The following is a 15534-nucleotide window of genomic DNA, read 5'->3' as shown; positions in this document are numbered from 1 at the left end:
TTGTACCTTGAAAACTAGATAATGTCATTCATTAAACTGCGTAAGTTTAATTCAATTAGTTTTAAAATTAGTTAAGTTAGAAAGGGCGCACGGTGGATGCCTTGGCACTAGGAGTCGATGAAGGACGGGACTAACACCGATATGCTTCGGGGAGCTGTAAGTAAGCTTTGATCCGGAGATTTCCGAATGGGGGAACCCACTACTCGTAATGGAGTAGTATCTTTACCTGAATACATAGGGTACTGAGGACAGACCCAGGGAACTGAAACATCTAAGTACCTGGAGGAATAGAAAGCAATAGCGATTTCCCAAGTAGCGGCGAGCGAAAAGGAAGATAGCCCAAACCAAGAGGCTTGCCTCTTGGGGTTGTAGGACACTCTATACGGAGTTACAAAGGAACGGGGTAAATGAAGCGACCTGGAAAGGTCCGTCGAAGAAGGTAAAAACCCTGTAGTTGAAACCTCGTTCCCTCTTGAGTGGATCCTGAGTACGGCGGAACACGTGAAATTCCGTCGGAATCTGGGAGGACCATCTCCCAAGGCTAAATACTACCTAGTGACCGATAGTGAACCAGTACCGTGAGGGAAAGGTGAAAAGCACCCCGGAAGGGGAGTGAAAGAGAACCTGAAACCGTGTGCTTACAAATAGTCAGAGCTCGTTAACGAGTGATGGCGTGCCTTTTGTAGAATGAACCGGCGAGTTACGATCCCGTGCAAGGTTAAGTTGAAGAGACGGAGCCGCAGCGAAAGCGAGTCTGAATAGGGCGATTTAGTACGTGGTCGTAGACCCGAAACCGAGTGATCTACCCATGTCCAGGATGAAGTTCAGGTAACACTGAATGGAGGTCCGAACCCACGCACGTTGAAAAGTGCGGGGATGAGGTGTGGGTAGCGGAGAAATTCCAATCGAACTCGGAGATAGCTGGTTCTCCCCGAAATAGCTTTAGGGCTAGCCTTATGTGTTAGAGTCTTGGAGGTAGAGCACTGATTGGACTAGGGGCCCCCAACGGGTTACCGAATTCAGTCAAACTCCGAATGCCAATGACTTATCCATAGGAGTCAGACTACGAGTGATAAGATCCGTGGTCAAGAGGGAAACAGCCCAGACCGCCAGCTAAGGTCCCAAAGTATACGTTAAGTGGAAAAGGATGTGGAGTTGCTTAGACAACCAGGATGTTGGCTTAGAAGCAGCCACCATTTAAAGAGTGCGTAATAGCTCACTGGTCGAGTGACTCTGCGCCGAAAATGTAACGGGGCTAAACGTATCACCGAAGCTGCGGATTGATACCATATGGTATCAGTGGTAGGGGAGCGTTCTAAGGGCGTTGAAGCTAGATCGTAAGGACTGGTGGAGCGCTTAGAAGTGAGAATGCCGGTATGAGTAGCGAAAGACGGGTGAGAATCCCGTCCACCGTATGCCTAAGGTTTCCTGGGGAAGGCTCGTCCTCCCAGGGTTAGTCAGGACCTAAGCCGAGGCCGACAGGCGTAGGCGATGGACAACAGGTTGATATTCCTGTACCACCTCATTTCCGTTTGAGCGATGGAGGGACGCAGAAAGATAGGGTAAGCGCGCTGCTGGATATGCGCGTCCAAGCAATTAGGCTGATGTGTAGGCAAATCCGCACATCGTAAGGCTGAGTTGTGATGGCGAGGGAAATATAGTACCGAAGTTCCTGATTCTACGCTGCCAAGAAAAGCTTCTAGCGAGGAAATAGGTGCCTGTACCGCAAACCGACACAGGTAGGCGAGGAGAGAATCCTAAGGTGAGCGAGAGAACTATGGTTAAGGAACTCGGCAAAATGACCCCGTAACTTCGGGAGAAGGGGTGCTCTTTTGGGTGTATGCCCGGGAGAGCCGCAGTGAAAAGGCCCAAGCGACTGTTTAGCAAAAACACAGGTCTCTGCGAAGCCGCAAGGCGAAGTATAGGGGCTGACGCCTGCCCGGTGCTGGAAGGTTAAGAGGAGGGGTTATCCCTTACGGGAGAAGCTCTGAATTGAAGCCCCAGTAAACGGCGGCCGTAACTATAACGGTCCTAAGGTAGCGAAATTCCTTGTCGGGTAAGTTCCGACCCGCACGAAAGGCGTAACGATTTGGGCACTGTCTCAACCATAGACTCGGTGAAATTATAGTACCTGTGAAGATGCAGGTTACCCGCGACAGGACGGAAAGACCCCGTGGAGCTTTACTGCAGCTTGATATTGAATTTTGGTACAGCTTGTACAGGATAGGTAGGAGCCTGAGAAGCCGGAGCGCTAGCTTCGGTGGAGGCGTCGGTGGGATACTACCCTGGCTGTATTGAAATTCTAACCTAGAGCCGTGATCCGGCTCGGAGACAGTGTCAGGTGGGCAGTTTGACTGGGGCGGTCGCCTCCTAAAGAGTAACGGAGGCGCCCAAAGGTTCCCTCAGAATGGTTGGAAATCATTCGAAGAGTGTAAAGGCATAAGGGAGCTTGACTGCGAGACCTACAAGTCGAGCAGGGACGAAAGTCGGGCTTAGTGATCCGGTGGTTCCGCATGGAAGGGCCATCGCTCAACGGATAAAAGCTACCCCGGGGATAACAGGCTTATCTCCCCCAAGAGTCCACATCGACGGGGAGGTTTGGCACCTCGATGTCGGCTCATCGCATCCTGGGGCTGTAGTCGGTCCCAAGGGTTGGGCTGTTCGCCCATTAAAGCGGTACGCGAGCTGGGTTCAGAACGTCGTGAGACAGTTCGGTCCCTATCCGTCGTGGGCGCAGGAAATTTGAGAGGAGCTGTCCTTAGTACGAGAGGACCGGGATGGACACACCGCTGGTGTACCAGTTGTTCTGCCAAGAGCATGGCTGGGTAGCTATGTGTGGAAGGGATAAGTGCTGAAAGCATCTAAGCATGAAGCCCCCCTCAAGATGAGATTTCCCATAGCGTTAAGCTAGTAAGACCCCTGAGAGACGATCAGGTTGATAGGTCAGAGGTGGAAGCGTGGTGACACGTGGAGCTGACTGATACTAATCGGTCGAGGACTTAACTAACAAGTTTGATGATGACATTATCTAGTTTTGAGGGTACGAAGTACAACTCAGGTATAATCAGGTGATTATTGCGAAGAGGTCACACCCGTTCCCATACCGAACACGGCAGTTAAGCTCTTCAGCGTCGATGGTAGTTGGGGGTTTCCCCCTGTGAGAGTAGAACGTCGCCTGGTAACAAAAAACATCAGCCAAATAGCTGATGTTTTTTTGTTTTATTATGTAGTTAAAAAATGATGAATTAAATAAGGGATTTTTTGTTCTGTTATTGTTAAAAATTGGTTTATCAAAGGATAATCATCTGTAGAATAGGTCTGTATAAGTTCACACCACCAGTCAGTTTCATAGCGACAAATCATGCTCAAGTTATATAAAAGTAGATAATGGTATAGAATTTCAGGTAACAATAAAAGCGCTTCCTTTTGTGATTTTAGAAAATAACTTTGATTTAATATATTAAAATAAAATGGTGGTTTACTTAAAATTTTATCAGGAAAATTTGATTTAATTTTAATTTGTTTTTGATTATGTTCAACGATTAAAATATCTATAGAAGCTTGCTTTGATTGAAGAAATGAAATAAAACGTTCTGAAGTAAAATGGTAGGATGACAAAATTTTTTCGGGTAGAGTAATGACATCCTGATCGACAGTAGTTGGAAGAAACAAATTTCCTTTTTTAGTAATTTTAAGGATTTTGTTTAATTCAGGTATTGATTGTAAAAGTTGAAGCATTGTAAATTTTTCATTTTCTAAATTATTTATGTTAAATAATAATTTAGAGGCATGGGTAAATAATCCATTTTTTTGAATTTTAACTTCGTCTTCAACAAAAGAATATCCTACTTTTTTTATTTTCCTTGAGGTAACACCGTGAGCCAGGATAGCAGTGTTACTTGGATAATCAGGATCTACGGTTAGGACGCAAGCCTTTAATAGCTGTACAAGCCCATAGAAGAGTAAAGTAGGTTTTACATTAATTTGAGAATTTTGTGCTGCGTGAAAATAACTTTTTCCATGCTCAATATAATATAAAAACGGATAAGCATTACGGAAAGCCTTAGTTTTTTGTTCCTTGGGATTATTTTGTTCGTATTTTGCTTGAAGATAGGTTTTTGAATATTGTGCAGAGCTAAAATAACATAACTCATCCCATACATTACTATACGAGTATAACATAAGAGAGGAACTCCTTATTAACTGAATATTTAAACATAATTTGACTTCCTTGACAGTGTTATATCCTATTGTTAATCTACTAATAATATTTATACGTGTATAGGGGGGCTTTTTTATGTGGGAATCAAAATTCGTAAAAGAAGGACTTACTTTTGATGATGTATTACTAGTTCCAGCGAAATCTGAAGTACTTCCAAATCAAGTTGATGTAAGTGTGAGATTAACTGAAAAAATTCAATTAAATATTCCATTAATCAGCGCAGGAATGGATACAGTTACAGAAGCAGATATGGCTATTGCAATGGCTAGACAAGGTGGATTAGGTATCATTCACAAGAATATGTCAATCGAAGAGCAAGCTGAACAAGTAGATAAAGTAAAGCGTTCTGAAAGTGGTGTAATCGATGATCCATTCTTCTTAACACCATCTCATAAAGTAGCAGATGCAGAATATTTAATGGGTAAATATCGTATTTCAGGTGTACCGATTGTAGATGATACAGAGAATAGAAAATTAGTTGGTATTTTAACAAATCGTGATTTACGTTTTATTCAAGATTATTCAATTGTTATTTCAGATGTTATGACAAAAGAAAATCTAGTAACTGCTCCTGTTGGAACTACACTGGCAGAAGCAGAAAAAATCCTTCAAAAACATAAAATCGAGAAGTTACCCCTAGTTAATGAAGACGGTACTTTAAAAGGCTTAATTACAATTAAGGATATTGAAAAAGTAATTGAGTTTCCAAACTCAGCAAAAGATCAACAAGGACGATTACTTGTAGGTGCAGCTGTAGGAGTAACAAAAGATGCACTACAACGTGTAGAGTTTTTAGTGAAAGCTAATGTCGATGTAATTGTTATTGATACAGCTCACGGTCACTCTAAAGGTGTTATTGAAAAAGTAAAAGAAATTAGAAGTCGATTCCCAGAATTAGCAATAATCGCTGGTAATGTTGCAACAGGCGAAGCAACTAAAGAACTTATTGAAGCTGGAGCAGATATCGTTAAAGTTGGTATTGGACCAGGTTCAATTTGTACTACTCGAGTTGTTGCTGGAGTTGGTGTTCCTCAACTAACTGCGGTTTATGATTGTGCTACTGTTGCTAGAGAGTACGGAGTTCCTATTATTGCAGATGGTGGTATTAAGTACTCTGGAGATATCGTTAAAGCTCTTGCAGCTGGTGGACATGTAGTTATGTTAGGTAGCATGTTTGCTGGTGTGCAAGAAAGCCCTGGTGAAACAGAAATCTTCCAAGGTAGACAATTTAAAGTATATCGCGGTATGGGTTCTGTTGGTGCAATGGAAAGAGGAAGTAAAGATCGTTATTTCCAAGAAGGCAATAAAAAACTAGTTCCTGAAGGTATTGAAGGACGTGTTCCATATAAAGGCCCATTAGCTGATACAGTTCACCAATTAATTGGAGGAATTAGAGCTGGTATGGGTTACTGTGGTACTGCAACACTAAATGAATTAAGAGATAATGCACAGTTTATACGTATGTCTGGTGCAGGATTACGTGAAAGTCATCCACATGACGTTCATATAACAAAAGAAGCACCAAATTACTCACTATAATAATTTAAGCAATGTACCTAGGGCAATTACAAGAAATTGTAGTTGCCTATTTTTTGGGAAATAATTGTGTTAAAATGAACAAGTGAGATAAAAGGTTGGAGGTAAAAAAGTGATTGGAAAGAAAATACTAACAAAGTTAATAATAATAGCATTAGCGATAACGATAATCATCCCAATGAATTTACGACCGGCTGCTGCAGAGGATGTTTTAGGCATTCAAGCTAAAGCTGCAATCTTAGTTGATGCAAATTCAGGGAAAATATTATATGAAAAAAATTCAAAAGCTCCATTACCGATAGCTAGTATGTCTAAAATGATGACAGAGTATCTAGTTAATGAGGCGGTAAAGAATGGGAAAATTTCTTGGGACGAGAAGGTAACGGTTTCAGATTATGCTCATAAAATCTCTCAAAACACTGGATTATCTAATGTACCACTTGAATTAGGTGGACAATATACAGTCAAAGAATTATACGAAGCAGCTGCAATTTATTCGGCAAATGGTGCGACAATAGCACTAGCAGAAAAAATTGGTGGATCTGAGAAAAATTTTGTTCAATTAATGAACGATAAAGCAAAGAAACTAGGCTTAGGAGACGTTAAATTTGTTAATGCTACTGGTTTAGTTAATAAAGACTTACAAGGTATGCAACCAGAAGGAACCGCTCTTTCTGATGAAAATATTATGTCAGCAAACGGTGTTGCAAAATTAGCATATAACCTAATCAAAACATATCCCGAAGTACTTCAAACTTCTTCAATTCCAAAGAAAATATTCCAAAAAGGTGGAAAATATCCTGTAAATATGGATAACTGGAACTGGATGTTACCAGGTTTAGTATTTCAATACCCAGGTATGGATGGATTAAAAACAGGTTCAACTGATTCAGCTGGCTTCTGTTTTACTGGTACTGCTAAAAGAGATGATCAACGTTATATTACTGTTGTAATGGGAGCAAATTCTTATAACTCTAGATTTAGTGAAACGGCTAAATTAATGGATTACGGATTTAGTAACTTTGAGAAAGTTACATTGCTAAAAAAAGGTGAGGCAGTAAAAGGAAGTAAAACTGTAAAAGTAGTTAAAGGTAAAGATAAAGAAGTAAAAGTAGTAGCAAAAGACGACGTTACACTAGCCGTAAAACGCGGTGAAGCTAAAAATTATAAACCAACAGTCCAATTATCAGGTAAATCAATTGATAAGAATGGCGATATTATTGCTCCAATTAAAAAAGGAACAAAGGTTGGACAAATAGTGGTTAAATCTTCAAAGAATGAAGATTTAGGTTTTATCAATACTAATAATCAATCGTATGATTTAGTAGTTGATAAAAGCGTTGATAAAGCAAACTGGTTAGTTTTATCGTTTAGAGGAATTGGGTCATTTTTTGGGAATTTATGGGATAGCATCATAAGTGGAATTGGTGGTTTATTCAAATAAATTTCTATATAAATATATCAGTAATTGTTAAGTTGTCATTTTTTCAGTAAAATAAAGGTAGGGTAACTTAACTAGGGGAAGAGAAATACTAAAATGTTACCAAGTAAGCTTTAATAATGGAGGGGCATAACAATGAATTTAACTGGAACAGAACGTGTAAAACGCGGCATGGCAGAAATGCAAAAAGGCGGCGTAATTATGGACGTAGTAAATGCTGAGCAAGCTAAAATTGCAGAAGCTGCTGGTGCAGTAGCAGTAATGGCATTAGAAAAGGTACCATCTGACATTCGTGCAGCTGGTGGAGTAGCTCGTATGGCTGATACAAGCATTACTGAGGAAATTCTTAACGCTGTTAGTATTCCAGTAATGGCTAAAGCTCGTATTGGACATATCGTTGAAGCGCGTGTTTTAGAAGCAATGGGAGTAGATTACATCGATGAGAGTGAAGTATTATCTCCAGCAGATGATATCTTCCATATTAATAAATCAGATTACACTGTTCCATTCGTTTGTGGTTGCCGTAACTTAGGTGAAGCACTTCGTCGTATTGGTGAAGGCGCATCTATGCTACGTACAAAAGGTGAACCAGGTACTGGAAACATTGTAGAAGCAGTACGTCACTTACGCCAAATTAACGGAGAAATCCGCAAAGTAGTTGGTTTATCTCGTGATGAATTAATGGTTGAAGCTAAAAACCTTGGCGCTCCATTCGAATTATTACTTCAAATTAAAGAGCTTGGTCGTTTACCAGTTGTTAACTTTGCAGCTGGCGGAGTAGCAACACCTGCAGACGCGGCTTTAATGATGGAATTAGGCGCTGACGGAGTATTCGTAGGATCTGGTATCTTCAAGTCAGAAAACCCTGAGAAATTTGCTCGTGCGATTGTACAAGCTACTACTCACTACCAAGATTACGAATTAATCGCTAACCTTTCTAAAAACTTAGGTCCTGCTATGAAAGGGATCGATATGAGACAACTTGCTGCAGCAGATCGTATGCAAGATCGTAGCATTTAAGTTGGTGAATTTATGAAAATAGGTGTATTAGCATTACAAGGTGCAGTTCAAGAACATATAAATGCAATTAAAGCATGTGGTGCTGAAGCTGTTATCGTAAAACGTGTAGAACATTTAGATGGACTTGATGGTATTGTATTACCTGGTGGAGAGAGCACAGCAATGCGTAAGTTGCTTGACCATGTCGGGTTATTAGAACCATTAAAAGAGAAAATCGAAAGTGGTTTACCAGCATTCGGTACATGCGCAGGCATGATCTTACTTTCAAAAGAGATTGCAAATGATGACACGGTGCATCTAGGAGTTATGGATATGGTAGCTGAACGTAATGCTTATGGCAGACAAGTGGATAGCTTTGAAGTAAACATACCGATTAAAGGAGTATGTGAAGACTACCCAGCTGTATTTATCAGAGCACCATTTATTCGTTCAGTATCAGGTGATGCAGAGGTTATTGCAGAACATGAAGGGAATATTGTAGCGGTTAGACAAAATCACATGTTAGCAGCATCTTTCCATCCAGAATTAACGAATGATTACCGTTTTATGAGTTACTTTGTAGAAATGGTTAAGGAAAAAAATGCAAATTTAAGTATGTAACTATTGAAAAAAGTAAAAGCTTATAGTAAATTATTATATAATTTAAATTGTCTAAAGCGATGAAAGAAAATAGTAGCAAGTTCTGAATTTATAGAGAGTCGGTGGTTGGTGCAAACCGATAATGAAGACTTGTGAATCCATTCTTGAGTGGGTTACGGAATGCTTTATAGCTAGTAAGTAACCACGGTACTATAGTCCGTTAACTATACTAAGGTGGAAGGATTATTTATTAATTCTTCAATTAGGGTGGCAACGCGGGTAGCTCTCGTCCCTTTTATGGGATGAGGGCTTTTTTGTATTTATTTTTATCGCTTTAGAAAAAAAGAATAGGAGGAATTAAAAATGTTAGACATTAAATTATTACGTAGCAATTTTGAAGATGTTAAAGCAAAACTTCAGTTACGTGGTGGCGACATAAGTTATATCGAAAAATTTGAAGACTTAGATTTAAATCGTAGAGAATTACTTGTTCAAGTTGAAGGTTTAAAAAGCCGACGTAATGAAGTGAGCCAAGAAATTAGTGTATTAAAGCGTGAGAAAAAAGATGCTGAGGCACTAATTGTTGAGATGAGAGAAGTTGGCGATAAAATTAAAAATCTAGATGAAGAGATTAGAACGTTAGAAGAGCAATTAGATGCAATTTTATTTACAATCCCGAATTTAGTTAGTGATTCAGTACCAGTTGGATTAACAGAGGATGATAATGTTGAAATTCGTAGAATAGGTGAAGTTCGTACATTTGATTTTGAACCAAAGCCACATTGGGATTTAGGTGTTGATTTAGATATTTTAGACTTTGAACGTGGAGCAAAAGTTACTGGTAGCCGATTTACTTTTTATAAAGGCTTAGGAGCTAGACTTGAACGTGCTTTAATCAGCTTTATGTTAGATCTTCATACAGAGGAGCATGGATACACTGAAGTACTACCTCCAAACCTTGTAAATCGTGCTAGCATGATCGGTACAGGACAACTACCAAAATTTGAAGAAGACGCATTTCGTGTCGAGAAAGAAGACTTTTTCTTAGTTCCTACAGCAGAAGTACCTGTAACAAATTATCACCGAGACGAAATTCTCGATGCTGCTCAATTACCGATTGCATATACTGCATATAGTGCATGTTTCCGTTCTGAGGCAGGTTCTGCTGGTCGCGATACACGAGGATTAATTCGCCAACATCAATTTAATAAAGTTGAACTAGTGCGCTTCGTAAAACCTGAAGATTCTTATATTGAGTTAGAAAAATTAACGGCTCAAGCTGAAAAAGTTCTTCAATTATTAGGATTACCATACCGTGTCATTACATTATGTGCTGGAGATATTGGATTTTCTTCTGCAAAAACGTATGACATTGAAGTTTGGTTACCAAGCTATGATGCATACAAAGAAATTTCTTCTTGTAGTAACTTTGAAGCGTTCCAAGCAAGAAGAGCGAATATACGCTTCAGACGTGATCCAAAAGCAAAACCAGAATTTGTTCATACATTAAACGGATCTGGTCTTGCAATTGGACGTACGGTTTCTGCTATTTTAGAAAACTACCAACAAGCGGATGGATCAGTTATTATTCCTGAAGTTCTTCGTCCGTATATGGGTGGAAAAGAAGTAATTAAATAAAATATAACGTGATTAAAAAACGCTGATATATCATGTATTTAACAGTTATACAGTGAATTTCTATAAACGTGAAACATTGTTTATGGGGCAGGGAAAATACTTTTTGTATTTCCTGCCCCATTTTTTTTACTATTTAATTCTTCAATTGTTCTACAAATTCCATAAAGTGAATTGGTTTAGGTCTTCAAGTTTTCTTTGTCCAAAAATGGGATAATACGATTTCTTATAAGGAGAAATCTATCGGAAAACAGTTAAAAAAGGACTAGCCATTAAATATAAGGCCAATCTTCTTTTTAATAAAGGTAGATAATACACCAAATAGATTTATAGATAAATGAAATTATCAGAAATATAGCTATTTGAGCAAAGGTGATTAAAATTAAAGTTAAAATTTTTGATTGTTTTTTGCTAAATGAGTATTTGTAATTAGGTTGAAAAAAACAATATAGCTATTAATATGCCAAAATAGAGAGTATTAATAATTAAGTGGTTATCTACATAAGCAGATCCTTTCAAGTCAATGGATTTTATTATATTTCTATAATTATAGGAAGTGTTAGTGGGGAAAAAATGTAATTAAATAACTAAAAAAAGCAGATGGTATTTAGAAATAACGCTTGTTCCATCTGCTTTTTATTTAGATAGTTTTAACATTCATTTTATAATTAGGTGTGTTCCATAATTCCATCCATTTTTTAATAGCTGATATTAAAATTACGAAACCTAAGACTAACATAATGATAGATAAGATACCATTTAGCATACTATAACCGGCTACATCATGGTTTAGATAAACATTTTTGATCATCCAGTATCCTGCATAATTTACAGTGATAAATAGATAGGCAAGAGGAATCAAACAAGTAAGCATATACCAACGTTTATCAGCTATCTTTAATAGTACAGTTGCCCCAATGATTAATCCAATAGAAGCCATTAATTGATTAGATACTCCAAATAATGCCCAGATTGATCCAATATCCCCTGAAAATAAGAGGTATCCCCACATAAAGCACGCTAACGCACTAGCAAAAATTGATCCTGGCAACCAATCTGTTTTCTTCAACGGTTTATAATATTCACCAAAGAAATCTTGAATTAAATATCGTGCTACTCGAGTACCAGCATCAATTGCCGTTAAAATAAATACGGCTTCGAACATAACGACAAACTGGAAGAAATACGATGCTAGGTGACTAAACCAAGGGATGGATGTAAATATGTATGTCATGCCAACCGCCAGTGTTACAGCTCCACCAGTACGCCCTTCTAAACTTAATCCAATTTCTTTACTAAGTTCCGGTAAGTGGACTACATTCATTCCTAACGTTTTAAAAACTTCCGGGGTTGAGTTAATTGCAAAGTAGTCTGCTGGCTGGAGTGCAGTAGCAGCGATTAAAGCCATAATTCCTACTAAACATTCAACTAACATAGCTCCAAAACCTACAACTTTTATATCACTCCATCGATCAAGCATTTTTGGAGTTGTACCTGAGCCCACAAATGCATGAAAACCTGAGATTGCCCCACATGCTATTGTAATAGAAATAAAAGGCCAGACTGGACCAGCTAAGATGGGGCCTCCGCCGTTAACAAATTTGGTTACAGTAGGAAACTGTATGGATGGGTTAATAATAAATACTCCAATGATGAGTGCAATAAATACACCTATTTTCATAAAACTACTTAAATAATCGCGGGGTGCCAGTAAAAGCCAGACTGGCAAAGCTGCAGCAAAAAACGCATAAATCGGTAATATGATTGCTAATGTGCGCGTATCAAATGTTAAAAAATCACCTAAAGCAGTTTCTTGAATAGTAGGTCCCATAAAGACCCCAACCATTAGTAGAATAAATCCAATTGTTGAAGCTATTTTTAAATTGCCAGTCTTTTTATATAGTAATCCCACACCCATGGCAATTGGTATTGTAATTCCAACTGCAAATGTTCCCCATGGATTATTTTCAAGTGCATGTAGAACAACCATGGAAAGTCCAGCCATTGTAATTGTAATAATAAAAAGCATGGCTAGTCCCGTACAAAAGCCTGCAACTGGTCCAAGCTCTTCCTTTGCTACTTCTGATAGCGACTTACCTTTCTTTCTCATTGAAGCATATAAAACGACTGCATCATGTACTGCTCCGCCGATTACAGCACCAATTAAAAGCCATAACAGACCTGGGAGGTAGCCAAACTGAGCAGCCAAAATTGGACCTACCAAGGGACCAGCTGCTGCGATTGCAGCAAAATGATGACCAAATGATACCCACTTGTTAGTAGGAACATAGTCCTTACCATCATTTAACTCATGAGCTGGAGTAGGGATAGAATCATTTAACTTAAGTACCTTCACTGCCATAAATGTACCGTATAGACGATATGCAATCATCAAAATACACATAGAAGCAATAACAATTGTAACCGCATTCATTTTATTTAATAAGCCTCCTTTGTTTCTTTTATTTACACTCATTTTACTTTATGAAAATTAAAAGTTTGGATTTTCAATATGAGATGCAATAAAAGTAGGCTGAGAAGCATGAATGGAATCATGAAATGCAAGTTTATAAATCAAAGAGTTGTTTAAGCTCCTTTGTATATGTTCGGCTAACAGGTACTTTTTCACCATCATTCATAATTAAGTTATATGTTGAATTAAACCAAGGCTGAATTTCTATGATTTGATCCAAATTGACAATATAGCTCCGATGGACACGGGTGAATGGTGTATTTTGTAGCTTTCGTTCTAAATTGATTAAAGGCTCATTTATTCGATAAGTCATCTTGTCAGTAACGACGATTGTTTTACCTTCTTGTGAAAAAATGTAGATGATTTCTTCAAATGTTATTAAAAGAATTCGATCATCAACCGATATAGCCAATTTATCTTGTTTTAAAAGTGGTGGGGTCTTTTTTACCTCGGTTTTAATGGATTTCTTACTTAGCTTTGTTAATTTTTTAATAGTCTTTTGAATTCTTATTTCATCAAATGGTTTTAAAATATAATCAATTGCGTGTAAATCGAATGCATTTAAAGCGTACTCGTCAAAAGCTGTTGCAAAGACAATTGCTGGTTGATGGGAGAGATCTTGCATTTTTTGAGCTAATTCTAATCCACTTTCATCCGCTAACTGGATATCTAAAAATACAACGTCGACTTCTTCTATTTGAATAAATTCTAATGTACTTCTAATTGAGTCCGCTTCTCCAACTATATCTATCTCCTTGCTTCTTTTTAGTAAATAAGCCAATTCGTCTCTTGCTAATGGTTCATCATCTACAATTAGTGCCTTTAACATTATTTATCCCTCCATTCCTTCTTGCGTTAACGGGATTCTTATCGATACTTTCGTTCCAGTGTTCAGGTTGGATTTTATTTGAAAATATTCTTTTTCCCCGTAAATTTCTTCAATTCGTTTTTTTATATTCCATAACGCTGTTCCAGTTCCCTCTTTAGACTGTATTGTTTCATTCCCAATTGTATTTAGTAGTTCTGGCGAAATCCCCTTGCCATTATCTTCGGTTATGAGAATCAAATCATTATTGAATTCGTATGCTTGTACAGTTACCTTTAATTTTTTTTCCTTTGAAAATGCATGTCGAATCGAATTCTCAATAAGTGGTTGAAGTGTGAAAGGGGGAATTTGAACCTTTTTTAAATGAGGTTCGATTTGGAATTCAACATGGAATTTAGAAGGAAATCTTGTTTGTTCAATGGTTAAATAAGCTTCTACATGTTCTAATTCCTTTTCTAAAGTAACTAAAGTCTGCCTCGCCCCTTGTAAGTTATTCCGAAAAAAAGTACTTAAATGGATTAGTAATTTCCTAGCCTGATCAGCATCTGTTCTAATTAAACTTGAAATTGTATTTAAAGAGTTGAACAGGAAGTGGGGATGCATTTGTGCTTGTAATGCTTTTATTTCAGCATCTTTCATTAATTTTCGCTGTAGTTCAGCCTCTGCTAACTCCAATTGGGTAGAAAAAAGTTTAGATAATCCGTCAGCTAGCTCTTTCTCAACTTTTCCTAACTTGTTAGGATCGGTGTAATATAGCTTTAAAGAACCAACCGTTTTATTTAAGGCTTTTAATGGCAATACAATAGCCGCACTTAAAGGACAATCCATATGGAAGCATTGAATTTCATTTTTTGAAGTAGCAATAATAATGTTTCCGTCTTTTAATGCTTTCTTTGTTAGTTTTGTCGCTAAGTTATTCATTGGTTCATGGTGATCTGAACCTGCACCGACGTGAGCTAGTACTCTATTGTGATCAGTAATCGAAATTGCATCTGCCTTAGTTAATTTATAAATAATTTTTGCCGTTTCATTACAAGAGTGAGGGGTTAGTCCCTGTCTAAAAAATGGTAAAGTTTGCTCAGCGATATACAGGGCCTTGTTTGTTTGAAGCGCTCGTGTTTTTTCTTCTTCCTGCAAAATATTTTGGATGATTAATATAAATATAAGCGTACCAAGACCATTTATAAGTATCATTGGAAGAGCAATCACTTCAACTAGATGAAGAGCAGCCGAGAATGGTTTTGCGAGTAAAAGGAGGATTCCCATTTGAACGCATTCCATAATAATTCCGATTGAAACTACACCCCATAGGGATTTGCTTTTTTGTATTCCAAATTTTTTCCTAAGTAGTCCCGTAACAATTCCCGCAATGATTGTAGAAATAGCACACGCAAAAGCAGTAAACCCGCCCAATGTTAACCGATGTAAACCTGCTATTAATCCGACTCCTAAGCCAACGATCGGACCGCCGATTAGACCCCCAATAGCTACTCCCATAATTCTTGTATTTGCAATTGCATTATCACTTGCTACATTAAAATGCCATGACTGTGACATAATTGACTCATGATAAATATGAACGCCGGTATAATTACTAATGACACCAAATGCGCCAAATATAACGATTAAGATTATTTTTGCACCAACCGAGTGTTCATTTTGAATAATTTGTCTAAACGACTTCATTCTTGAAAGTAAAAAGGCTAGTATAACGAGAATTCCGACTCGTTCCAGCATCAGCGGTATTAATTCAAACATTTCTTTCTCCTTAAACATTCAAATGTTATTAAATTGTAGTACCA

General features: G+C 38.0%; 9 protein-coding genes, 2 rRNA genes and 1 other annotated feature. Of the genes, 7 read left to right on the top strand and 4 right to left on the bottom strand.

Features of this window, described 5'->3' with window-relative positions:
- The first annotated feature begins 69 nt into the window (after window positions 1-69).
- A 23S ribosomal RNA gene (locus ACSBO6_RS21280) occupies window positions 70-3007 on the top strand.
- Between the two features lie 57 nt (window positions 3008-3064).
- Window positions 3065-3180: ribosomal RNA gene (gene rrf, locus ACSBO6_RS21275) — 5S ribosomal RNA — on the top strand.
- A gap of 42 nt (window positions 3181-3222) precedes the next feature.
- On the opposite strand, the gene ACSBO6_RS21270 is transcribed toward rrf, so the two are convergent.
- On the bottom strand, window positions 3223-4182 hold the full coding sequence (locus tag ACSBO6_RS21270) for a YaaC family protein (protein WP_498843961.1): 960 nt from the start codon (window positions 4180-4182) through the stop codon (window positions 3223-3225).
- A gap of 115 nt (window positions 4183-4297) precedes the next feature.
- Between ACSBO6_RS21270 and guaB the strand changes: the two genes are divergently transcribed.
- The 5 genes from guaB (at window position 4298) to serS (ending at window position 10436) form a co-directional block, all read left to right on the top strand.
- Window positions 4298-5761: an IMP dehydrogenase gene (guaB, locus tag ACSBO6_RS21265; protein WP_098847257.1), complete on the top strand. Its 1464-nt coding sequence runs from the start codon at window positions 4298-4300 to the stop codon at window positions 5759-5761.
- A 112-nt stretch (window positions 5762-5873) separates the two neighbouring features.
- On the top strand, window positions 5874-7202 hold the full coding sequence (locus ACSBO6_RS21260) for a serine hydrolase (protein ID WP_498844691.1): 1329 nt from the start codon (window positions 5874-5876) through the stop codon (window positions 7200-7202).
- A 132-nt stretch (window positions 7203-7334) separates the two neighbouring features.
- Window positions 7335-8219 (top strand): pyridoxal 5'-phosphate synthase lyase subunit PdxS, encoded by an 885-nt coding sequence (pdxS, locus tag ACSBO6_RS21255; protein WP_056471238.1) that lies wholly within the window; start codon window positions 7335-7337, stop codon window positions 8217-8219.
- A gap of 12 nt (window positions 8220-8231) precedes the next feature.
- A complete protein-coding gene (gene pdxT, locus ACSBO6_RS21250; RefSeq protein WP_098847259.1) occupies window positions 8232-8819 on the top strand; it encodes a pyridoxal 5'-phosphate synthase glutaminase subunit PdxT in 588 nt (195 codons plus the stop codon).
- Between the two features lie 50 nt (window positions 8820-8869).
- Window positions 8870-9095 (top strand) — a binding site (T-box leader).
- 66 nt (window positions 9096-9161) lie between these two features.
- A complete protein-coding gene (gene serS / locus ACSBO6_RS21245) occupies window positions 9162-10436 on the top strand; it encodes a serine--tRNA ligase (RefSeq protein WP_098847262.1) in 1275 nt (424 codons plus the stop codon).
- Between the two features lie 637 nt (window positions 10437-11073).
- On the opposite strand, the gene cstA is transcribed toward serS, so the two are convergent.
- The 3 genes from cstA to ACSBO6_RS21230 form a co-directional block, all read right to left on the bottom strand.
- Window positions 11074-12867, bottom strand: a complete 1794-nt coding sequence (gene cstA, locus ACSBO6_RS21240) for a carbon starvation protein CstA (RefSeq protein ID WP_098847265.1) — start codon at window positions 12865-12867, stop codon at window positions 11074-11076.
- Between the two features lie 133 nt (window positions 12868-13000).
- Entirely contained in the window at window positions 13001-13735 is a 735-nt protein-coding gene (locus ACSBO6_RS21235; protein ID WP_098847268.1) for a LytR/AlgR family response regulator transcription factor, read from the bottom strand.
- 3 nt (window positions 13736-13738) lie between these two features.
- A complete protein-coding gene (locus ACSBO6_RS21230; protein WP_098847270.1) occupies window positions 13739-15490 on the bottom strand; it encodes a sensor histidine kinase in 1752 nt (583 codons plus the stop codon).
- Window positions 15491-15534 lie beyond the last annotated feature (44 nt).

The sequence above is a fragment of the Bacillus sp. AL-1R genome (genome assembly GCF_052180195.1).
In the GTDB taxonomy this organism is placed as follows: Bacteria; Bacillota; Bacilli; order Bacillales; family Bacillaceae_G; genus Gottfriedia.
Note: the sequence above shows the minus strand (reverse complement) of the source record. Positions and strands in the feature narration are given on the sequence as shown.

Bases quoted from the DNA above. Each gene is read 5' to 3' on its own strand.
- ACSBO6_RS21235 (WP_098847268.1), bottom strand. From the start codon at position 13,735: ATGTTAAAGGCACTAATTGTAGATGATGAACCATTAGCAAGAGACGAA.
- ACSBO6_RS21270 (WP_498843961.1), bottom strand. From the start codon at position 4,182: ATGTTATACTCGTATAGTAATGTATGGGATGAGTTATGTTATTTTAGC.
- serS (WP_098847262.1), top strand. From the start codon at position 9,162: ATGTTAGACATTAAATTATTACGTAGCAATTTTGAAGATGTTAAAGCA.
- cstA (WP_098847265.1), bottom strand. From the start codon at position 12,867: ATGAATGCGGTTACAATTGTTATTGCTTCTATGTGTATTTTGATGATT.
- ACSBO6_RS21230 (WP_098847270.1), bottom strand. From the start codon at position 15,490: ATGTTTGAATTAATACCGCTGATGCTGGAACGAGTCGGAATTCTCGTT.
- guaB (WP_098847257.1), top strand. From the start codon at position 4,298: ATGTGGGAATCAAAATTCGTAAAAGAAGGACTTACTTTTGATGATGTA.
- pdxS (WP_056471238.1), top strand. From the start codon at position 7,335: ATGAATTTAACTGGAACAGAACGTGTAAAACGCGGCATGGCAGAAATG.
- pdxT (WP_098847259.1), top strand. From the start codon at position 8,232: ATGAAAATAGGTGTATTAGCATTACAAGGTGCAGTTCAAGAACATATA.